Raw genomic sequence first — 21,381 nt, forward strand, 5'->3', positions numbered from 1 at the left:
TTATTCTCCTGCAAATTCACTTTCGCTGTCGTCTTTTGCCACGATTTTGACCAACGTTTGTTCGGCCTCATCGAGGGTCTTTTTAAGCTTATCAGAAAGCTTCATGCCTTTTTGAAATTCAGCAATCGCATCCTCTAAGGCAACATCTCCAGATTCCAGCTTCTTGACGATACTGTCAAGCTCCGAGAGATTTTCTTCAAATGTCGCTTCTTTTTTAGTTGGCAATGGTCGCCCCTACCTTTCCGTCAGCTAGGTCAAGTTCTACCTTGTCTCCAGCCTTCACATCTTTTTTAGATTTTATAATTTTTCCGTCTTCATTGGTTACCAGAGCAAAGCCTCTGGCCTTGATATTTGAAATATCAAGTAAGAGCATGGCCTGGTAGAGTTGTTCAAAGCGGTGTTTTCTAGCTTCTAGTAGCTTCTTATAGGCCGGTGTCAAACGGCTATCTAGCATGCTATAGTCGTGCTTGCCCTGGGTCAGCTTTTGCTCTGTGAGTCGATGCATCCGCTCGGTCAGCTGTTCCAGCTTCATGATATGGCCGTCATAAAGCCGTTCCGGCTGTCTGAAGACCACTGCATTAGAGAGCTTTTCTAAGCGAATCCTTAATTGTTTTGTCAAATTAAGCAAGGCATTACGTTCCCGCTGTTCTGCATCAGCTAGCCAGGCGAGTAAATCCGCCTTGCTGTTTGGCGTTGCCAGCTCTGCCGCAGCTGTTGGCGTCGCCGCCCGTCGGTCTGCTGCAAAGTCTGAGAGGGTCGTATCGGTCTCGTGGCCTACACTGGAGATGATCGGCAGGCGACTCTCAAAAATGGCCCTAACCACGATTTCTTCATTGAAACACCAGAGGTCCTCAATCGAACCCCCACCCCGGCCAATAATCAGGAGGTCAATGTCCTCCCGAAGATTGGCCCGGCGGATGTTTTCAGCAATCTCCTGGGCTGAGCCCTCCCCCTGAACCTTGGTCGGATAGAGGACAATCTCAGACATGGGGAAACGTCGGTTGACCGTCGTGATAATGTCTCGGATGACAGCACCTGACGGGCTGGTCACCACTGCAATCTTCTTTGAAAATTGGGGCAGGGCCTGCTTATGGCGGTCATCAAAGAGGCCTTCGGCCGTCAGCTTCTTCTTGAGCTGCTCAAACTGGACGGCGAGGGCCCCGATCCCATCAGGGACCAGCTCTTCAATCTGAATCGAATAAGAGCCATTCGGTGCATAGAGGGCCACACGGCCAATGGCTAGGACCTTCATGCCTTCTTCCAGCTGAAAATTAAGTTTTCTAAAATTTCCAGCCCACATGGTCGCCTGAATCACAGCATTTTCGTCTTTGAGGGCGAAATACTGGTGGCTGGGCCGTTGCCGGAAATTTGAGACCTCGCCAGTCAGGTAGACCCGCTCCAAATAAGGGTCCTTGTCAAACTTGGCCTTGAGGTACTTGGTCAGGAGGGAAACAGATAAATATTCTGCCATTTTAAGCTCCTCCATTTGTTGCTGTCAAAAAGATGGAAATGACGGCCACCAACAGCAGGCAGATGCCGACAAAGACCAGGCTCAGCCGTTGGATACCCTTGAGCTTTTTAAAATGAAATTTTCTAGCAAAGAAAATAAGAAGGCCAAGCAGGATAAGACTGTAGACAATCAAGAGCCAAGAGGGAATCCCAAAGCCTGGCAGGAAAAAATTGAGCAAAACAAAGACAAAGCTAATCAGCGTGGCAGATAAGCCAAGGCTTTTTGCCTCTTTGGTCGGCTCAATCCTGGCCCCAAAGCTAAAGGCGTAGACCAGGAAAATCAGGGCCAGGGCAGGAAGGCCTAACAAAAATAGAAATAACATAAGTCCTCAGTTCTTTAATGTGCGAAAAATATTAAAACGAAGAGAGCCAGATAAAGCAGAGTCACCAGATAAACCAGGATAATCCCCGCCTTCTGCATCAGACTCAAGCTTGAAAAGCTCTCTCGAAAGCCTAAAAACAAGAGCAGACTAGCAAGCAGTAAGGGTAAAAATAAAATAATCATTTTTATTTATCAACTCTTTCATTATCAAATCCGGCCGTCAAGCGCTCACAGGCCGTCACCGTCTGCTTCATCAGCATCGTAATCGTCATCGGCCCTACGCCACCTGGCACGGGTGTGATCAGGCTCGCTTTTTCAGCGACTTCATCAAAGGCAACGTCGCCACAGAGCTTGCCTTCAGCATTGCGATTCATGCCGACATCAATCACAACCGCCCCTTCTTTGACAAAGTCAGCCTTGACAAACTCGGCCTGGCCGATGGCAGACACAATAATGTCTGCCTTCTGGCAGATAGCCTTGAGCCCCTGAGTCCTTGAATGGCAAAGGGTCACGGTCGCATTTTGGTCCATCATCAGCTGAGCCATGGGTTTGCCGACGATATTACTCCGGCCAAGCACGACTGCCTGTTTGCCCTCAAGTGAGATATCATAGGCTTTGAACATCTCCATCACACCAGCCGGTGTGCTCGGTACCATGACAGGCTGGCCCGTCCAGAGACGTCCCATATTCATCGGATGGAAGCCATCCACATCCTTATTCGGGTCAATCGCAAGCAGGACCTTGTCCTCATCAATCTGTGCCGGAAGGGGAAGCTGGACCAGAATGCCATGCCATTGCTCATCCGCATTATATTTATCAATCAAATTAAGAAGCTCAGCCTCGCTGGTCGACTCAGGCAAAAATAGTGTCTCGCTCTTGATGCCAATCCGCTCAGCCGCCCTCGCCTTATTTCTCACATAGACCTGGCTGGCAGAATTGTCGCCCACCAGGATAACCATGAGGGCCGGCTTGACCGCCATGCCTTCTACCCTGACTCTCAATTCCTCCTGGAGCTTCGCTGCCAGTGCTTTTCCGTCGATAATTTTCATACATCTATTATAACGGAAAAAAAGAAAAACGACAATTTTTTCTAACGAGCTAGCTAGCTCATATAGGAGCTGGCCTTTGCTTATTCGAGCACAGTGAGTTACAAGCCTTGCTAGTTATATCAAAAAATGAATCGAAAAAGAAAACCACTCCTAATGAGCGGTAAAAATCTGTCGGATAGCCCTTCTCGAAGCCACTTCATCTTCTTTTTTAATCAAGAAGGTCAGGTAGTCGCCAGCTTGAAGCTGACTAGATCCTTGGGGAATGATGTCACGACCGCTCCGATGGAGGCCTACAATCAGACAACCTTCAGGCAGGCTCAGCTCAGCAATCCGTTTCTGATCAGCTATCGCCCCAAATTCAAGAATCGTCTCAAACATCATCTGGCCATCCGCCACCCTAGCGTCCTCTTCTTGACTAGCAATCATGCGGGAGAGGAGGGAATCATAGATGGGCTGGGATTTCAGTAGGTCGGCCATGACATAGGCAATCAGCGAGACAAAGGCCAGTGGCAACAAGTGGTTAAAGGAGCCGGTCATCTCTACCAAGAGGAGTATCCCCGTCAGAGGGGCCCGAACAATGGCTGTAAAGGTCCCTGCCATCGCAAGAATCACAAAGTTTGCAAAGAGATAGGCCGGCAAATGCAGGCTAGAGATGGCCAGTGAGGCAAAGATGCTCCCCAGACTCGCCCCCAGCACCAGCAAAGGAAAGAAAATCCCGCCGGGAATCCCTGATGCATAAGAGACCATGGAAATCAAGAATTTCAGGACGAAGATGAGGGCCAGAAAGCCTATCCCTAAGCCTAGACTCAACTGATCCATCAGTCTATGACCACTCCCAACCACCATCGGGAAAACCAGGGCCGTAGAGGCTACGACCAGAAAGCTAAGCAAGACCCGCAGATAGGGCCAATGAATCTTATTCATCAGGCTTTGGCTGGCCAGGAGAACCCTATTATAGAAAGCCCCAAAGAGGCCTAAAATCAGGCCAAGCAAGACGAGCAGCCAATAATCTTGAAGTGGGATGGCTCCTAAAATATTAAAATGAAAGACAGCTTCACCGCTGAAAATCAGCCTTGAGACAAAGTCAGCTGCCATGGCTGAAGCCAGGCTGGTCAGGAGAATCAGGGGAGAAAAGTACTTGAAGACCTCTTCAAGTGTGAACATCAGGCCTGACAGGGGAGCGTTGAAGGCAGCCGAGAGGCCGGCTGAGGCCCCAGAAGCAATCAGCAAGCGCCTGTGGCGTTCGGTCTTTGCCCAGCGTCCTGCGACCATCTCACCCATAGCCGCCCCGAGCTGCACAGACGGCCCCTCACGGCCAAGTGAGAGGCCTCCTAGCATAGCAAGACTGCCAGCGATGAATTTTGAAAAGGCCGTCGTGAACCAATTCTGCTTAAAATAACCCAGGAGCTGGCCTTTGACCTGGGGAATCCCTGAGCCAGAGCTCATCGGATAACGGGTCATAAGAAAACTGATAATGGCAGATAATATAAGAATAGCAAGAAGCAAGAGCGGAAGATAAATCAGATGCCCTGCCAAAAAATGGTAGATAGAGAGGCCAAAGCCTTCTGCATATTCGAGGCTCAGCCGGTAGAGACTGGCCACTAGGCCCGCCACCAGGCCCACAAGCACACTCAGCAAAAGAAGATAGAGATTCTTGTGGGGACTCTTTTCCATGTCCTTATAATTTTTTGAGACGATTTTAGATTCCATGATAACTTTATTATAGCAGAATTAGGCAGGCTGAGGCACTAGAAAAAGAGCCTCAGTCCCCATCAAATAATGAGGAAGAGTGCCCTTTCTTAAAGGCGTGGTCAAAGCTGACCTTCTGCTGGATGCTGTTAATCGCAAGGACAGCCTCACCAAAGCCGACAGAAATCAGCGGGACCTTGCCCTCATAGTCGGCGACGTCTCCGGCGACATAGAGACCATCGATATTCGTCTTCATCTGCCTATCAACCGGGATATGGCCGTTGCGATTGACTTCAAGCCCCTTGGCCAGCTCTTGTGGCTGGGTCAGAAAACCGAAATTCACCAGGACCTGGTCAATCTCAAGTACTTCTTCCCTGTCCCCTTTGACTTCTTTTATTTCCAAGCTTTTGTCTAGCTGAACCGCCTTAAATGGGGTATGGATAAAGACAGATGACTTCTCCAAGGCCTGCACACTGTGCTCGTGGGCCCGAAAATCAGGCCTGCGATGAATCAGATGGACCTCACTGGCAATGCCTTCCAACATCAATGCCCAGTCGACAGCCGAGTCGCCACCGCCCAGGATAGCCAGCTTCTGGCCTCGATAGGCTTCGAGTGACGGCACAAAATAATGGAGCTTTCCGGCTGTCTTCCAGTCTTCTTCTCCTTCAATCCCAGCAGGACGAGGCACAATCCGTCCCGCCCCGGTCGTCAAAAGCACGCTCCTGCTCTTAAAGAGTCTCTCAGCCGAGCTCAACTCAAAAACATCTCCATTTTTGGAAATATCATCAATCCGGGTCGACAAGGACAAATCATAATCCACCCGTTCCAACTGCTTGAGCAGGTTTTTCGCCAGGGCCTCGCCTGTAATCGCTGGATGGGTCGCAATGTCATAGATATGCTTCTCTGGATAAAGCGACCTGGGCTGCCCCCCCACCTGGTCAAAGGCTTCAATAATATGCACCGACAGGCCCCGCATACCGGCATAAAAGGCAGCATAAAGGCCAACAGGCCCCGCTCCCACTATTGTAATGTCGTAAGTTTTCATGCTTTCATTATAACATCCGCTTTAGAAAATACTTCTTGCTTTGTTTGAGGATTTTGATTGTACTTAAAAAGTAGAGCGCTGCCTGTTGTGAAAAAGGCAAACTCAGAGACCAAAGGCTCCAGATTTAGCAAGTAAACCGCAAAGCGGTTTACTTGCGGCCTACAACAGACAGCCGGAAGGCCTTTGCGAAACGACAGCCAGACAAAACAAAAGCCACCGCTTATTTCGTCGTGTGGCGTTTGATAAATTCATAATCCAGGATGAGTTGCTCTTCATCCACTTCTTCCTTGAGCATGAGCTTGGTCAAGAGTCGCATGGCTACTGCTCCCATATCGTAGAGGGGTTGGTAGATAGAAGACATACTTGGATTAGTGTACATGGTAATTGGTGAATTAGAACCTGAGATAATCTCAAAGTCGTCAGGCAATTTAATACCCTTTTCTAAGAGGGCGTTTAAGAGGCCGACAGCCGTGTTGTCACTGGCCACAATCGCTGCTTCTGCCTTGCTGGCAATAATCTTATCGACCAGGCCCTTGCCATTTTCATAGCTGTAATTGCCTTCAAAAACAAGATTTTTTGCAAATTTAATCTTGTTGTCTTCCAGGGCCTGCTTGTAACCTGCAATCCGGTCAGCATTTTCCGCATCATCTAGCGAACCAAGCACATAAGCAACCTTCTTGTGGCGTTTCAGCAAGAGGTCCGTACACTCATAAGCAGCCTTCGTATAATTGATATTGACAGAAGCCAGCTCCCGCTCAGCATCAATCGTACCGGCCAAGATAACCGGCGTCTTCGTACCTGCCAAAGCCTCTCTGACCTTAGGGCTCAGACCTGTCCCGAGAAAGACAATCCCATCGACCTGCTTAGAAAGCAGGCTTTCGATGATCTTGAGTTCTTTTTCCTCGTCGCTGTCCGAATTAGAAAGGATGACGTTGTAATTATACATAGAGGCAATGTCATCAACGCCCCGGGCAATGCCTGCAAAGTAAGAACTTGTGATGGTAGGGAGGACCACACCGACAGTTGTTGTCCGCTTACTGGCCAGGCCACGTGCGACAGCGTTTGGTCGGTAGTCCAGCTCTTTGATTGCAGCCAGGACCTTGTTCTTAGTCTTTTCTTTGACGTTGGTATTCCCGTTGACGACACGAGAGACAGTCGCCATAGAGACGCCGGCAACCCTTGCCACATCGTAAATTGTTGTTGTCGTTTCTTCCATAGGCTAACCTCGATTTCACATTTATTTAACATTAATTATAATTTATGAAAATCATTATACCATTTTCAGAAAGCACTTTCAAGCAAATAACGCGTGCTTTTTCAGCTTTTTTTCGTTACAATAGAATTATTATAGAGAAAGGACACTCATTTTCATCTCAAAAATGAGTAGAAAACACGTATGAGCAAACTAGAACGCATTGCTGATTTCCTCAAGGAAAATCAGGCAGACATGACCTTCATCACCAACCCTACGGCTATCAATTACTTAACAGGATTAGCAATCGATCCCCACGAGCGTATTGCAGGCCTTATGATCTTCCCTGACGCTCAGCCAAAAATCTTTACGCCTGAACTCGAAGTGGAAAAGGCAAAAGCAGCAACAACTGGTTTTGATGTCTTCGGCTATGCGGATTCACAAAATCCTTGGGCTGTCATTAAAGAAAATGTGGCGAAATTTAATGTCAAGAAAATCGCTGTTGGATTTGCTGATATTACTTTAGCAAAAATCGAAGGGCTTAAATCACAATTTGACGGCGTTGAATTTATCGACGTTTCCCCTTTGGTTCAACACATGCGCCTGATCAAATCAGCTGATGAAATCGAAAAAATGAAAATTTCAGGTGATTTCGCAGACAAATGTTTTGAAATTGGCTTTAACTATGCCAATCCAGACCGGACAGAAACTGACGTTGTCGCTAAAATCGAATACGAAATGAAACGTATGGGCGTGCCACAAATGTCATTTGAAACCATCGTGCTCTCAGGTGCACGTGCTGCAAATCCACACGGCTACCCAGAAGATGTGAAAATTCAAGAAAACAAATTGCTCCTCTTTGACCTTGGTGTCATGAAGAACGGTTATGCTTCTGATGCCACACGTACCATCTCTATCGGTAAACCTTCTGATTTTGATGCGGACATCCATAAAATCGTTCTTGAAGCACAACTTGCTGCAGCTGACTTTATCAAACCAGGCGTGACAGCCTTTGAAGTCGATAAAGTAGCTCGCGATGTTATCACAAAGGCGGGCTACGGTGAATACTTCACTCACCGTCTCGGTCACGGTATCGGAATGGACGTTCACGAATTTCCATCTATCGGTGGTACTGAAGACATCGTCATCGAAGAAGGCATGGTCTTCTCAGATGAGCCTGGTATCTATATCCCAGGCAAGGTCGGTGTCCGCATTGAGGACTGCCTCTATGTGACCTCTACTGGTGCTGAGTCATTGACCCATACGAATAAGGAATTGATGATTTTCTAAGTCATAAAAAACAGGAAATTTAATCCTGTTTTTTTGCATTCATTTTTTTCTTATAAACTTTAAGAATCCACCAACCGATAATGGCAAAGATAATAGGACCAGCAACCATGGATAAGATATTCGTCACAATCCCAGCGATAGGATTGTCTCCTGGGTCGTCAATCCGGTCAATGATAGGCTGGATGACTGTAAATAAGTCTGCCAGAATAATGAGAATGGCTGACAGCCAAGCAATAGCGATGGCAAAAGTCTTATTCTTTAAGACAACGAAAGGCTTTTCAATCGACTCGTTTTTCTTAAATTTAATATAGGCCAAGACAATGAAGACATAAGGCAGGCTAGAGGCCACATTCCCCATATTGGTCAAGACCAGGAAGAACTGGTCGGCGGCACCCTTGTTGACTAAGGAAATCCCCATGTTCATGAGAATGAGAACTGACACGACGATAAACTGCCAGAGCATGGCGTTACGAGGAACGCCCTTCTTGACTTCGCCGAGCTTGCCAGGCCACATTTCCTTTGGTGCCCCTTCCATCAGCTGTTTCAATGGTGAATAAATCAGCGTGAAGAAGGCACCAGCCAGGGCCAGAAACATAGAAAGACCGACATAGCGGGCAAAGATAGAGCCAAGGAGGAGGACGCCTGAATGGTCAAGTCCAAAGACCATGCCAAGTTTTTCTCCCAGCTGTTGCATCATGATATAGGTCAGGTTCCCCTGATTCAGCGTGCCTGCTTGAATATCAGGCAACCAGTCCTTGGCATAGTTGATAACAAAGCCGTTGAGGAGAATCATAAGGGAATAGCCGACAGTAATGACCAGCGTAGACAGTAGGATGCCTCGAGGGAAGTTCTTCTCAGGCTTTTCTGTCTCGTCAACCAGGCCACCGACTGACTCAACGCCTGCATAGGCAAAGATAGCATAGACCAGAAATGACACAAAGGTCACGATAGTGACGGGCTTCAGTGTTGGATTGGGTGTTGACCAGAGGGCATGCCAGTTAAGCTCAGTCGCAGGAATACCGTGCTGGTGGATCATCAGGATGATGGCCGCGATAATCAGGACAAAGTTGAGCGACATGACAGCAACACCGCCGACTGAGGCAACCCGCTTGATCCAGCCAATCCCGTTCATTGAAGTGAAGGTGACAATGGCCATGATAATGATGGCGAGGATGGAAAGTGTGACGGTATTAACATGGGCAATGGCGTCAGAATTCCCGAAAATCACATTGGCAATAGGAACCAAGATCCGGTTGCCGACGGCGACAAACCAGGTCACCCAGGACATGTACCACATCAAGGTACCAATGAGGGCAAAGCCCTGGCCGATGGATTTCTCCATCCAGCTATAAATTCCGCCTTTTTCATTTTTGAAGGCAGAACCGAATTCTGTCACCATCAATGAAAAGGGGAGGAAAAAGACCAGGGCAGAGATGACATACCAGGGGATGGCCCCGTAACCCATCTGGTAAAAGGCTAAGGGGACGTTACCAAAGCCATATACACTGGTAAAAATCATCAGTGCCAGCGATATGGCGGTTAATTTTGCTTTTTTTGAATTAGACATCAGGACTCCTTTGTATTCCTACGCCCTTATTATACGGCTATTTTTCTGAAAATGCCATTATTCAGTGAAGAATTTGCGAATATATGAAAAAACGAGTCTTTTTTAGACTCGGATTTTAATTTGTTGATAAGGTCCACTGCCTTCCGGAATTTCTGAAAAAGTACCGTGAAGGCCATCTTCCTGGCTTCACCACTAGGCTCTCCTTGCTCGCTAGACTGCTAAAGCAGTCAGTCGCATGGGACAAAGCAAAGCTTCTCTTTCATTGCTAAAAGGCGAGCCCTTCAGACTCACCTTCACTACACTCATTCCTCATTTTTAAGAAACAACAACTTTTTTAATAATCAAGTGGCAATCCCTTAGAAGTCCCAAACCAATAACCTGTCTTACAGTTGATCGAAACCAGGTAAGAGCCGTCGGCCTTATAGAGGTTATAGTAACCGCTGACAACACCAGCCTTGGTCGTATGAATGGCGACAGGCTGGAGGATATAGTTATCGCCTGTGAAATAGCCACGTTGGCGACAGATGTTCAGGATGTTTTCAAGCACGCCTGGTGCCCAGTTGAAGGCAGGGTCTGAGGTATCGACGCCAGCCTGGGGTTGTACCCGGGCTGAAGCATTGTCGACAGCTACTCCTGTTGGGTTTTGAGCTGTACTTCCGGCAGAAGCTGTCACTTCACTCGTCTGACTTGACGACTGGTCGCTCTGACTTGTTGTCGTTGAGCTTTCAGCCTGCTCAGCCTCTTGCTGACTGGCAGTAGCCTGAGCTGCAGCTGCAGCTGCTTCGCTTGAGGCCTTGGCTTCCGCTGCCTGAGAGGCAGCGGTCTTGGCTTGAGCTTGCTGGCTCTTGGCCTGCTCGATGACCTGGCTCAAGAGTTTATTCAAGACCACATTGGAGGTATTATGCATCTCTGGAATGCTTACACCATCCTTGACCTTGGCTGTGCTATCGAGCTTGCCATCCACCAAAGCCGGCTTATCAAAGAGGGCATTGACTTCCTTGATAGCATCTATCTGTTCTTTAAGGTTCTTGTACTCAGCCTTGGCATTAGGCTGGTCTGAATCCTTGAGAGCTGAGATTTCCTTTTCAAGGTCTGGGAGCTTGTCAAATTTGCTGTTTAAGAGCATGGTCTGCTTATCATCAGAAAAGAAGGCCTTGTAATGATTAAAAAAGTCTGACATGCTCTTATTGCTTGTGCTTGTGGTACTGACAGGCTTGTTGCCCTTGACCAGATTGCTTTGGGAAATGCCGAAGGCTCCTGCTCCGAGGACCAGGACTGCGGCTGCAGCGATGATGATTGGAGCTTTTTTAGATTTCTTGCCTTGACTTTCTGCTTCCTTACTTGGAGCTTCGCTTTCAGCCGAATCTTTAGAACTTTCTTCAGCTTCTGCAGGAGCTTCATCTTTAGATACAGTTTCTTTAGGCTTTTCAGCATCGGCTGAGACCTTGACCTCATCCATAGCCACTGCCCCAGCTACAGCTCCTGCTACAGCTTTTTCAGTCCCCTTGTCTTCGACTTCGACCTTATCAAGCTCAGCTGATTTTGCATCTGCTGAATCGGTTTTCGTTTCCTTACTTTCTGGCTGAAGCTCTTCTTTTTTCGCTTCTTCTGTTGCCTTCACAGCTTCAGCTCCGGCCTCAACACCAGCAAGTCCCAAAATAGCTGCTGCCTTCTTGACCGCCTCTTTATTTCCAGCCTTCTTAGCTTCGACTTTTTCACGTTCCCCAGAGATAAAGCTGTCCAGGTCCCGGTTTTTCGCCTCTTCGATTTCCTTGCGGTGGCTCTGGATATACTTGTCTAAAGGATTGGCATTGCCTGCATTTTCCTGGTTGATGGCCTCGGTTTTTTCCAAGACTTCGCCCACGGTCAGGTTTGAGGCATCCTCCATTTTGAGGACCTTTTCAGCCTGTTTTTTCTTATTTGTATTATGATTTTTATTTTTCTTCTTGCTCATCTTCATCCCCTGTTAAATAAATCAGTGCTTGATGCGTTTTCCAAAATACATGTAGAGATCAGTACGCAGGGTTCCATTATAAAGTTTGCGTTTTTTAGTTGCCTTTTGACCATAGTGGCCTTCAAACTGGAGGTCGCTGGTCAAGATGTACTTGCTCCAAGTCTCAATCGGGGCAAAGGTCTCGCCCATCTCCTTATAAAGCTGGATGACTGCCTCTTCATCGCCCATCCGCTCCCCGTAAGGAGGGTTGGAGATGATGACGCCGTCTAAGGCTTCAGACTTAAAGTCTTGCAATCTCATTTGCTTATATTTTATCACATCGCCTAGGCCGGCCGCAAATGCATTACTTTTGGCAATGGCAACCATCTTGCCGTCAATGTCAAAGCCTTGGACATCAAGCTCTAGGTCTTCTCGCTTAGCAGCCCTGGCTTCATTGCGTGCCTGATTAAAGACGGCTTCATCCATCCAAGGCCAACTCTCAGCAGCAAACTTCCGGTGTAGGCCAGGTGCCATATTCAGTGCCGCCATGGTGGCCTCAATCGTGAAGGTCCCAGAACCACAAGTCGGGTCAACCAGTGGCCGTTTAGGATTGGCCAACCAGTTGGTCATCTTGATGATGGCGGCAGCCATATTTTCCTTGAGTGGTGCCTCCCCCTTTTCCTGACGGTAGCCCCGCTTAAATAGAGAATCTCCAGTCGTGTCAATATAAAGTGTTGCGACATCCTTATAAAGTGCGATTTCAATACTGAAGACTGGGCCGTTTTCAGGAATCGGTACCCCTTCAGGACGATGGTACTGGGTCTGAAGTTTCTTGACAATGGCCTTCTTAGTAATCGACTGAACGCTGGGTTCATTGTGCAAAGTCGACTTGATAGCCTTGGCCTTAGATACTGGAAAGGCAGAGCCAAAGGGAATGTACTCTTCCCAGTCCAGGGCATATACCTTGTCAAAGAGCTCTTCAAAGCTCTTAGCCTTGAACTCTCCGACTACAATCTTGACCCGGTCAGCCGTCCGCAACCAGAGATTAGCCTTGGCAATACTGTCCAATCCGCCTTCAAAGAAGACCCGTGAGCGGTCATCAATCTGAACATTTTCAAAGTCCAAGTCCTTCAATTCACGGGCCACCAGGCTTTCAATCCCGGCAGCTGCGGTCGCATTCAATTTGAATTGTTTTTTCATTCATCTCTCATTCTTTTTACATAATATATTGAGTAGTTATTCTTCTAAAAAAATGACCAGAGCTCACGCTCCAGCCGCTGTCATACAGTTTTCTATAAGCCATGTTTTGTTCCAGCAGGGTCTTTGCAGGCCCTGCCTTCGATAATCATCTGTCTGCGATAAAATATCGCCTCGACCACGGCTTCGTTTCGCCTAGTCAAGTGCCCCGACCATAAGTTTGGGTTGCTCGCTTGAGGGGTTTACCACGTTCCACTCCGACAGGTTTCCTTGTCGGCTCGTCTCTTTGGCACTTTTACAGCAATGTCAGCATATCCTAAGACTTAGCCTGATTGCAGCCGTTAGCTGTGACGCAGCTACCTTGCCTTATTGTTTCAGCAAGCACAAACACTACGGGCATCACAGCCCGTGCGAGCATGGACTTTCCTCATGCAGTCACCTGCACGCGATTATCCGAAAACTGTTTTGTTAAAAAAGCTTATTCAATCCCTTATTCAACAGCTGAAGCTGCTGCTTCACGGCCCTTAGAGCCAAAGACTGCCTGCTCCAAGCGGTTGATTCGCTTGAGCAACTCAAAATTACTTGGGTTAGTGATTTCTGGCTTGGCAGTTGGAGCTGGCGTTGGCGTTGGAGCAACTGGAGTCACTGCAGCCTGTGAAAGCTGGCTCGGATTGAAGCGTTGTGTGTCGCCCATATTGGCGTCATTTGGTGTTGAAGAAGCCTGGCTGGCTTGGCTTTCAAGGGCAATGACCTTCTTCTTCAAGAATTCATTTTCTTCTTCCAGACGGAGCATTTCAGCCTGGAAGGTCTCATAATCGGCAATGACATCATCCAAAAGTTCATCAACTTGCTCAGGGTCGTAACCACGCATCTTCTTGTCGAAGTCTGCTTCATAGATGTCTTTAGGTGTATATTTGAAGTCTGCCATTGTTATATCCTCTTATCTCATATTCATAATTTACAGGGCTGTAAACCTTATAATCTATCTTATCAAAAAAAATTTTTATTTTCAAGAAAAAATTTACATAAAAAAATAGGCCTCAGGCCTTTTTTTCAGATAACTTTATGAGGGCCAGGTCAAAGAGAAAGTCCTTGTTAGCAGACGACGATTTCAGTTGATAGTCCAAGTCAACCAAAATCTGAAGACCAGTGGCCAGTTTTCCCTTAGCCATGCGACTCACGGCCTGATTGGCCAGCTTTACAGGATAGGGGTGCTGTCTGGGATTTCCATTGGCCTTGAGAAAGTCAACTTGTTGCTGTTCTGACCAGCCTCTTTCCCTCATGAGGGCGACTTTATAATAAAGTCTGAAGTTATTATTGAGAATGGCAAGAATCTGGATGAGCTCTTGGCCTTGCAGTCTCAGGTCAGCAACCAGGCTCCTGGCTTGCTCGATTCTGCCTGAAAAAATCATGCTGGTCAGGTCAAAGACATTGTCCTGAAGAGACTTTGGCACAGCCTTTTCGATGGCTTCGAGGCTGATTTCCTTGTCCCCGATATAGGTCTTGACTAGCTCGATATTCTGCTTGATGACTGAAAAGCTGAAATTAGACTTTTCAAAAATCTTATTCAAAGGGGCAGTTGGCCAGTTGGTCTGCCTGCTAAAATAGCTGGCCAGCTCTTTGGGATTCAGCTCCTTGGCTTCTATTAGACTGGCTGACTTCTTTAGAAGCTTGGTCGCCTTGAGGCGGTTGTCCAGTTTGCCAGAGAGGATGATGACCAGCTGGGTCGTCTCTGACGGATTTCCTAAATAGCTCTCAAAGCGGGCCATCTGCTTGTCGTCAAAAACCTTTTTCTTGACCGTCGTGACATTGCTTAAATTTTCAAAAATCACGAGATGGCTGTCAGAAAAGAAAGGTAGACTTTCTAATTCTTCTAGGGCCAGGTCCCGGTCGCTGCTTGCCAAATCAAAATAGCTCTGGGCCATATCAGCCGGGTCGTAGTTGACCCAGCTCAGGAACTGCTCTTTGAGCTCCTGAACCATGGCCTGTTCTTCGCCATAGATCACTAATATCTCCGGCAGGCCTGTTTTCTTCATTTTTTCAAAGTCGTCAAAGGCGGTCATTGATTTTCCTCTTGAATCTCCCCATCGGCTGTGATGAGGACTTTTCTTGGTGTGGTCCCCTTGGCTGGCCCTACGACACCGGCGGACTCCAAGTCAGCCATGAGTTCGCTGGCTCGGTTAAAGCCGATTTTAAGTGCCCGCTGGAGTTGGGCAGTTGAGGCCTTTTGAGCTGTGATGACCATGGTCTTGGCCTGCTCAAAGAGGGGGTCGGCATAGTCGCCAGATAGGCCTCCGCCAGCTGTCGAGCCAGCAGTCCGATTGTCGTCTTCTGCTGCCTCTCCTGGGTCAAAGCGCTCGTCGTATTCAGCGGTTGACTGATTCTTGATGAAGGTCACGACGGCTTCAACGTCATCGTCAGAGAGAAAGGCCCCTTGGAGCCGCATCGGATGATTGGCATCGATGGGCTTAAAGAGCATATCGCCCCGGCCGAGCAATTTTTCAGCCCCATTTTGGTCAATGATGGTCCGGCTGTCGGTCCCAGATGAGACGGCAAAGGCAACACGAGACGGCACATTGGCCTTAATCAGACCGCTGATAACATCAACAGAAGGCCGTTGTGTGGCCAGAATCATGTGAATCCCAGCTGCACGGGCCTTTTGACCCAGCCGAATGATGGCATCTTCGACTTCTTTAGAGGCCACCATCATCAGGTCGGCCAGCTCATCGACGATGACGACAATCAAAGGCAGTGGCATCATCTTTTCTTCTGACTGAGCATTAAACTGCTCAATCTTAGCATTGTAGCCTTCCAGGTTTCTCACGCCTGAAGCAGAAAATTTTTCATAGCGGTCTTCCATCTCGTCGACCACCTTCTGCAGGGCCCGTGCGGCCTTGCGGGGATTGGTCACGACAGGAATCAGGAGATGGGGAATGTCATTGTAGACAGAGAGCTCGACCATCTTAGGGTCCACCATGAGGAATTTGACCTCAGTCGGATGGGCCTTCATCAGGATGGAGGTAATGATGCCGTTGACGGCGACAGACTTCCCTGAGCCGGTCGAACCTGCGACCAGCAAGTGGGGCATCCGGGCCAAATCAAAGGTCTTGATGGTCCCGTCAAGGGCCTTGCCGAGCGGGACTTCAATGAGCTTGGCTGGGTCTGTCTTGCCGTTTTCCCAGAGCTCACGGAAGCCAACGGTGGCTACTTCCGCATTTGGAATTTCAATTCCGACCAGTGATTTGCCTGGAATAGGGGCTTCAATCCGGACATCCTGTGCGGCCAGGGCCAGGGCCAGGTCGTCAGAGAGATTGACGACACGGGAGACCTTGACACCGGTCGCCAGCTTGATTTCATATTTGGTCACAGAGGGTCCCACGACAGCAGATTCGACCGTCGCCGCAATCCCAAAGGACTTGAAGGTTTCTTCCAGGACCTTGATATTGGTCCGAACCCGCTCCCGTTCGCCAGATTGGTTTTTAATCGGCACTTCAGCCATCAGGTCAATCGTAGGCAGAGCGTATCTTCTCTGAAAGGCCTCAGGAGCAAAGTCAATCTCTGTTTCCGTTGCTGGAAATACTTCTTCCTCAGTGACTTCTTCAAGCTGATTTTCCATAAATGGAGGCACAGGAATATCGATAGGGACTTCAAATTTTTCTGGCTCAGTGACTTCTGGAATAGCCGGCTCTTGGATGACCCCTTCTTGAATCACTGGCTCAGGCGTCGTGATAGCTTTGAGCTTTTCATTTTGAGCATCCAGCTCAGCCTGTCGCTTGGCTTCTGCCTTTTTCTCCTGACTTTTCGCGTAGCTTTCTTTCAGGGCGACTCTAGCCTTGCTGACCAGGCTTGGCATCATCAGATAGAGGCCTATCAGGAGCAAAAGTACAGCGACGATGATGACCCCAATCTCAGAAAAGATGGTCTTGCCCGGAATATAAAAGAGGGCTCCCAGCATGCCAGCACCTGCAAAATGACTGACCTTAAAATGCGTCAGATCGCTAGTCAGGAGGATCCAAGGGTTGTTGAGGCCGGTCTTTCTGTCCAGCTCATAGGCAAAAAAGAGGAGGAGGGAGACGAAGACCAGCAGGCTTCCTGGCAGCAATCGCTTGTGCTCTGCGAAAAAGTCCTTCTTGAAGACCCGGACAATCATATAAGCCGCCGTCAAAAGCAGGGCCAAAATAGCCAGTGAGCCTGTGAGCAAGCGACTAATATTATAGAGAAGGAGGCCAAAAATCCCCAATCTCGTCAGGGCAAAGAAAATCAAAAAGAGGGCAATTAAAAAGGCAATCATCTTTTCAGTGGCTGCTCTATTTTTCTTGGCAGAGGTCCGGCTACTTTTTGACTTAGTGCTTTTCTTGGCTGGACTCTTCTTCTGAGCTGGTTTTTTCTTGGCTGGCATAACTTCACTTTCTCGGGATGGTATTAGCTTTATTATAACATATTTGAAATAGGGGCTTTTGAAGAAAAAAGTGTCCTAGTTATCAACAACTAAGACACTTTTTCTTCAGGAATTTTTCAAGGCAGTAATACTCTTTAAGAGCCCCTCCAAGCCCTGCTGAAGCTTTTCTTTGGAACATCCTATATTTAGCCGGATAAAATCACGCCCAGTATCGCCGTAGAGCCCACCGTCCATGATGGCGACCTTTCCGACTTTGATTAGGTTTTCTTGAAGCTCGGCCATGCTAAAGCCTAACTGGCTTACATCAAGCCAGAGCAGGTAGCTGGCTTCTGGTGGTACAAGTTTTATTTCAGGCAGATGCTCCTCAAGAAAGGCTCTCACAAGCTTTTGATTTTCTCCGATATAGGCATTGAGCTCGTCCAGAAAGCTGTCTGCCTCCTGATAAGCTGTGATGGTCGCTTCCATGCCCAGGATGCTGGTCGAAGAGAGCCCGTCCTTTTCCTTCAGCTGTCTGCTAAAGGCCAATCTTAACGCCTCATCTGGTATCAAAAGGTAGGAGAATACCAGGCCTGGGAAGTTAAAGGTCTTGCTGGCAGAGCTCAAAAGGGCGACGTTTTTCTGGCAGATTTCTAAAATAGGATGATGCTTTTTATCTTTTCTCAGGATGTCCATGTGGATTTCATCAGAGATTAGAAAAACATCATAAGTCTCACAGAGCTGGATAAGGCGTTCAAGCTCTGTGCTCGTCCAGACCCTCCCCGTCGGATTGTGGGGAGAACAAAGCAGGAGGATTTTGTTGTTTTCATCAGCCATCAGGGCTTCGAGGCCGTCAAAATCAATGCTGTAGCTTCCATCTTCATAAATCAAGGGATTCTCGACGCATTGTCTGCCATTTGCCTTGATGGTCTTGAAAAAGGCATCATAGGCAGGTGTTTGCATGATGACCCCTTCTCCTTCGGCAGATTTTAATTCAATCAGCTGGGCCAGCGAATAAATCACGGCAGGACTATAAAGAATCCAGTCTTCATTAATGTCTAAGTCAAAACGCTTGTCAAACCAGCCTTTGACAGCCTGCTTAAAATGCGGGTGCTTCCAGCGAGTATAGCCAAAGATAGGATGTTGCAGGCGTTCTAGGAGCTTTCGACTCACTGGCTCGGGGACAGCGAAGTCTGTATCTGAAATGGTAAATGGCAGGAGGTCTGCCTCACCAAAACGGTCTTCAATGTAGTCCCACTGGGTACAGTAGGTATTTCTCCGGTCGATAATTTCGTCAAAATTCATAGGTCACCTCTAAATCAGCTGGTCGAGGGCATTTCTGACCGTCGTAACCTTGGTTCCGATAATGACCTGAAGGCTGGTATCATCCAGGTGAACAACACCTAGAGCTCCGAGACTCATGAGTTTTGCATCATCGACAATATTGCCATCTTTCAAAATCAGACGCAAACGAGTAATACAGTTATCCAAGCTCTCGATATTTTCCTTGCCACCCAGAGCCGAAAGAATAGCTGGGGCATCGTATTCAGAATTGGCAGTACCATTATTGCTCAGCTCTTCATCAGAGTACTCCGGCTCAAGCTGGGTTTCACGTCCCGGTGTCTTGAGATTTTTCCAGAGAATCACCTTCTTAAAGATGAAATAGTAAAGGAAGAACCAGATGACACCAACAAGAGGAATTAGATACCACTTGGTATAGCCACCCTGCATGACCCCAAAGATGAGGAAGTCGAGGATGCCACCATCAGTATTTCCGATTTTCACACCCAGGAGGGAAACGACCAGGGCACCAGCACCCGTCATGATGACGTGGAAAATCCAGAGGAAGGGACTGATAAAGAGGAAGAGAAACTCGATGGGCTCAGTAATCCCCGTCACGAAGGTCGCAATCACACCTGAAATCAAGAGCCCTTTAATCTTCTTACGATTTTCAGGCTTGGCAGTATGGTACATGGCCAAAGCTGCACCAGGCAGACCGAACATGAAAGTCGGCATCTTCCCTTGTGACAAGAACGACGTCACACGGCCTGAGATTGGCAGATGGTTTTGGAGCTCAGCATAGAAGATATTGAGGGCACCGAAAACTTCATGACCGTTAATCATGGCAGAGCCACCTGCCTGTGTAAAGCGGATGGTTGCCACCAGGATATGATGGAGTCCAAAAGGCAAGAGAAGGCGTTCGCCTGAGAAGAATAAGAACGGCCCAAAGACTCCGGCTGACTGAATCAATCTTCCCACCTGACCAATCAAGAAGGCAAAGAGAGGCCAGATAAATGGAATGATAATGCCGACGATGGCCATAACAAGCGAGCTGATAATCGGCACAAAACGTGGCCCACCAAAGAAGGCAAAACTGTCCGAGAGCTGGATATTATAAAATTTCTTATGAAGATTGTAGACAATAATCCCTGTGATAATCCCACCAAGCACGCCCATTTCAATGGTCTGAACACCGAGGGCCATGCCTTGCCCCGCCTTTTGCATCAGCTCTTCCTTAGCCAGATGACCTGTCTCTGTCAAAAAGAAATTGATCGACAGATTCATAACCATGTAGCCGACAAAGCCTGAGAAAGCAGCAACGCCTTTTTCCTTCTTGGCCAGGCCAAGCGGAATGGCCATGGCAAACATGACCGGCAAATTGCTAAAGGCAAAGCCACCAATGGCTCCTAAGAACCTGAAAATGACCTGCAGGACACTGTTGCCTAAAAATGGAAAGGCATCAATCGTCGATGGACTTGAGAAGGATGAACCAAGCCCTAGCATCAGGCCCATAAAGGCCATGAGGGCGACGGGGAGCATAAAGGTCTTGCCGAGTTCTTGGAAAAAGCCTCCGAGTTTGAACTTCTGCTTTTTCGCTATTGGCTTTTTCACTGTTTTTGCTTCTGTTGCTCCCTTGATTAGCAATTCTGCACAGGCTTCGCCCGCCTTGACTGTCCCTTTCTTAGCTGTCAACTTTTCTAGTTTATCAGCTGAATTGGTCACGACCAGCATGGTCGTTCGCTCTAGTCCAGCGTTATCTACAGCCTGCCAGTCGACCCGTCCGATGACTTGTCCTGCTGTAACCTCGTCTCCTGCTTTTACCGAATAGACAAAGACCTCATCTGGGAGAGCTACAGTGTCAATGCCGATATGGAGCAGGACCTCGAGGCCTCCTTTCAGGCTAAAGCCCAGAGCATGCTTTTGCATGACTTCAATCCTTCCTGTGACTGGGGCGTAGATTTCGTCTGTTTCAGGCTTGATGGCAAGGCCATCTCCCATCATCTTGGAAGCAAAGGTCTCGTCTGATACGGATGTTAAGGCCATCAATTCCCCAGAAAATGGGGCGAATAAGTTCACTGTCATAACATCATCCTTTCATTTTATTATGAGTCCATTATAACTGAAATGAAAGCACTTTCTTGAAAAGAGCTAAAAAAACACCTCAATTTAATCGAGGGCTTCTTTTTCGTGTAAAATTACACAGCATTTTCTAAAGAGGGCTTCTAGAATAATCATGAGGGCAGTCTTATCGGTCACATCGTAGCCGTTGATTTCTTCCTCCTGTAATAAGCAATAGAGGGCCTCGTCAGCCAGCCTAGACAGTGGATTATCTGTCAGATTGGTCAAACTGATGAGGCGATGGCCCTGCTCCTTACAAAAGACAGCAAGATCAAGGACAGACTGTGTTTCTCCGGACATGGAAACTAAGAAAAATACCTCATCCTTCTTTGAACTCATCCGCCGTCTCAGCTCTTTTTCATAATCGTAAAATTGAAACTTGTCATCTAGGGCATAGAAAGACTGGACGGCCAGCTTGGTCAAGAGACCCGTCTGGTCTGAAGCATAAAAGTTGACCGCTTTTGCCTTTGAAATCTGCTCTGCTATCTTAGTTAACTTATCTGAGCGGGCCAATTCAAGGTTTTTGAGGATGGCCTTTTCCTGCTCGCTTTTATAGTGTTGCTCCTCGACTTCAGCTTTCAGTGCATGGCGAAATTCACTGAAGGACTCATAGCCCAACTTATGGACCAGGCGACTGATGGTGTTGGGGACCGTATAGAATTGTGAGGCCAGGCTTGCGATTTTTTCCTGGCTGACTGCTGTCTGATGCTTCAGGACATAATCAACAATACCCTCTTCTAGCTCTGTCAAGCGGTCTTCAGCGTTTTTTACCCGCTCATAAAAGGTCAGCATAAGGGATCCTTTCTCTTTCTTA

17 protein-coding genes and 1 other RNA gene are annotated in these 21,381 nt (G+C 47.8%); 1 reads left to right on the forward strand and 17 read right to left on the reverse strand.

Annotation, left to right across the window (positions count from 1 at the left end):
* From NtB2_RS06205 to ccpA, 7 genes are all read right to left on the reverse strand, one after another.
* Positions 1 to 225, reverse strand: a complete 225-nt coding sequence (locus NtB2_RS06205) for an exodeoxyribonuclease VII small subunit (protein ID WP_109246085.1) — start codon at positions 223 to 225, stop codon at positions 1 to 3.
* Positions 215 to 1,471, reverse strand: a complete 1,257-nt coding sequence (gene xseA, locus NtB2_RS06210) for an exodeoxyribonuclease VII large subunit (protein ID WP_109246086.1) — start codon at positions 1,469 to 1,471, stop codon at positions 215 to 217. The genes NtB2_RS06205 and xseA overlap by 11 nt, the downstream gene beginning before the upstream one ends.
* 1 nt (position 1,472) lies before the next feature.
* Positions 1,473 to 1,832 carry a hypothetical protein gene (locus NtB2_RS06215; protein ID WP_109246087.1) on the reverse strand — a complete coding sequence of 120 codons (360 nt, stop codon included), beginning with the start codon at positions 1,830 to 1,832 and terminating at the stop codon, positions 1,473 to 1,475.
* A 184-nt stretch (positions 1,833 to 2,016) separates the two neighbouring features.
* Positions 2,017 to 2,880 (reverse strand): bifunctional methylenetetrahydrofolate dehydrogenase/methenyltetrahydrofolate cyclohydrolase, encoded by an 864-nt coding sequence (locus NtB2_RS06220; RefSeq protein WP_109246088.1) that lies wholly within the window; start codon positions 2,878 to 2,880, stop codon positions 2,017 to 2,019.
* 150 nt (positions 2,881 to 3,030) lie between these two features.
* Positions 3,031 to 4,590, reverse strand: a complete 1,560-nt coding sequence (locus NtB2_RS06225) for a ClC family H(+)/Cl(-) exchange transporter (protein ID WP_109246089.1) — start codon at positions 4,588 to 4,590, stop codon at positions 3,031 to 3,033.
* Between the two features lie 52 nt (positions 4,591 to 4,642).
* Positions 4,643 to 5,614 (reverse strand): NAD(P)/FAD-dependent oxidoreductase, encoded by a 972-nt coding sequence (locus NtB2_RS06230; protein WP_109246090.1) that lies wholly within the window; start codon positions 5,612 to 5,614, stop codon positions 4,643 to 4,645.
* A 220-nt stretch (positions 5,615 to 5,834) separates the two neighbouring features.
* On the reverse strand, positions 5,835 to 6,830 hold the full coding sequence (ccpA, locus tag NtB2_RS06235) for a catabolite control protein A (RefSeq protein WP_109246091.1): 996 nt from the start codon (positions 6,828 to 6,830) through the stop codon (positions 5,835 to 5,837).
* Positions 6,831 to 7,010: 180 nt separating this feature from the next.
* Between ccpA and NtB2_RS06240 the strand changes: the two genes are divergently transcribed.
* Positions 7,011 to 8,096 carry a M24 family metallopeptidase gene (locus NtB2_RS06240; protein WP_109246092.1) on the forward strand — a complete coding sequence of 362 codons (1,086 nt, stop codon included), beginning with the start codon at positions 7,011 to 7,013 and terminating at the stop codon, positions 8,094 to 8,096.
* A gap of 19 nt (positions 8,097 to 8,115) precedes the next feature.
* Here NtB2_RS06240 and yjeM read toward each other — a convergent pair whose 3' ends face one another.
* The 10 genes from yjeM to NtB2_RS06290 form a co-directional block, all read right to left on the reverse strand.
* Positions 8,116 to 9,663: a glutamate/gamma-aminobutyrate family transporter YjeM gene (gene yjeM, locus NtB2_RS06245; protein WP_109246093.1), complete on the reverse strand. Its 1,548-nt coding sequence runs from the start codon at positions 9,661 to 9,663 to the stop codon at positions 8,116 to 8,118.
* Between the two features lie 334 nt (positions 9,664 to 9,997).
* Entirely contained in the window at positions 9,998 to 11,617 is a 1,620-nt protein-coding gene (locus tag NtB2_RS06250; protein WP_125194979.1) for a cell division site-positioning protein MapZ family protein, read from the reverse strand.
* Between the two features lie 21 nt (positions 11,618 to 11,638).
* Positions 11,639 to 12,796, reverse strand: coding sequence for a THUMP domain-containing class I SAM-dependent RNA methyltransferase (locus NtB2_RS06255; RefSeq protein WP_109246095.1), 1,158 nt, complete (start codon positions 12,794 to 12,796; stop codon positions 11,639 to 11,641).
* 90 nt (positions 12,797 to 12,886) lie between these two features.
* Positions 12,887 to 13,254: RNase P RNA component class B (rnpB, locus tag NtB2_RS06260), an RNA gene on the reverse strand.
* A 29-nt stretch (positions 13,255 to 13,283) separates the two neighbouring features.
* The gene (locus NtB2_RS06265; protein ID WP_109246096.1) at positions 13,284 to 13,721 is read right to left on the reverse strand and encodes a DivIVA domain-containing protein; all 438 of its coding nucleotides are present in this window, start codon (positions 13,719 to 13,721) and stop codon (positions 13,284 to 13,286) included.
* 112 nt (positions 13,722 to 13,833) lie between these two features.
* The gene (gene holA, locus NtB2_RS06270; protein ID WP_109246097.1) at positions 13,834 to 14,856 is read right to left on the reverse strand and encodes a DNA polymerase III subunit delta; all 1,023 of its coding nucleotides are present in this window, start codon (positions 14,854 to 14,856) and stop codon (positions 13,834 to 13,836) included.
* Positions 14,853 to 17,192 (reverse strand): DNA translocase FtsK, encoded by a 2,340-nt coding sequence (locus NtB2_RS06275; protein ID WP_109246098.1) that lies wholly within the window; start codon positions 17,190 to 17,192, stop codon positions 14,853 to 14,855. The genes holA and NtB2_RS06275 overlap by 4 nt, the downstream gene beginning before the upstream one ends.
* A gap of 105 nt (positions 17,193 to 17,297) precedes the next feature.
* Entirely contained in the window at positions 17,298 to 18,473 is a 1,176-nt protein-coding gene (locus NtB2_RS06280) for a MalY/PatB family protein (protein ID WP_109246099.1), read from the reverse strand.
* A gap of 9 nt (positions 18,474 to 18,482) precedes the next feature.
* The gene (gene malX, locus NtB2_RS06285; RefSeq protein WP_109246100.1) at positions 18,483 to 20,531 is read right to left on the reverse strand and encodes a maltose/glucose-specific PTS transporter subunit IIBC; all 2,049 of its coding nucleotides are present in this window, start codon (positions 20,529 to 20,531) and stop codon (positions 18,483 to 18,485) included.
* Between the two features lie 84 nt (positions 20,532 to 20,615).
* Positions 20,616 to 21,359 (reverse strand): MurR/RpiR family transcriptional regulator, encoded by a 744-nt coding sequence (locus NtB2_RS06290; RefSeq protein ID WP_109246101.1) that lies wholly within the window; start codon positions 21,357 to 21,359, stop codon positions 20,616 to 20,618.
* Positions 21,360 to 21,381: the final 22 nt, after the last annotated feature.

It is taken from the genome of Lactococcus termiticola, from assembly GCF_003116835.1.
GTDB lineage: Bacteria > Bacillota > Bacilli > Lactobacillales > Streptococcaceae > Lactococcus > Lactococcus termiticola.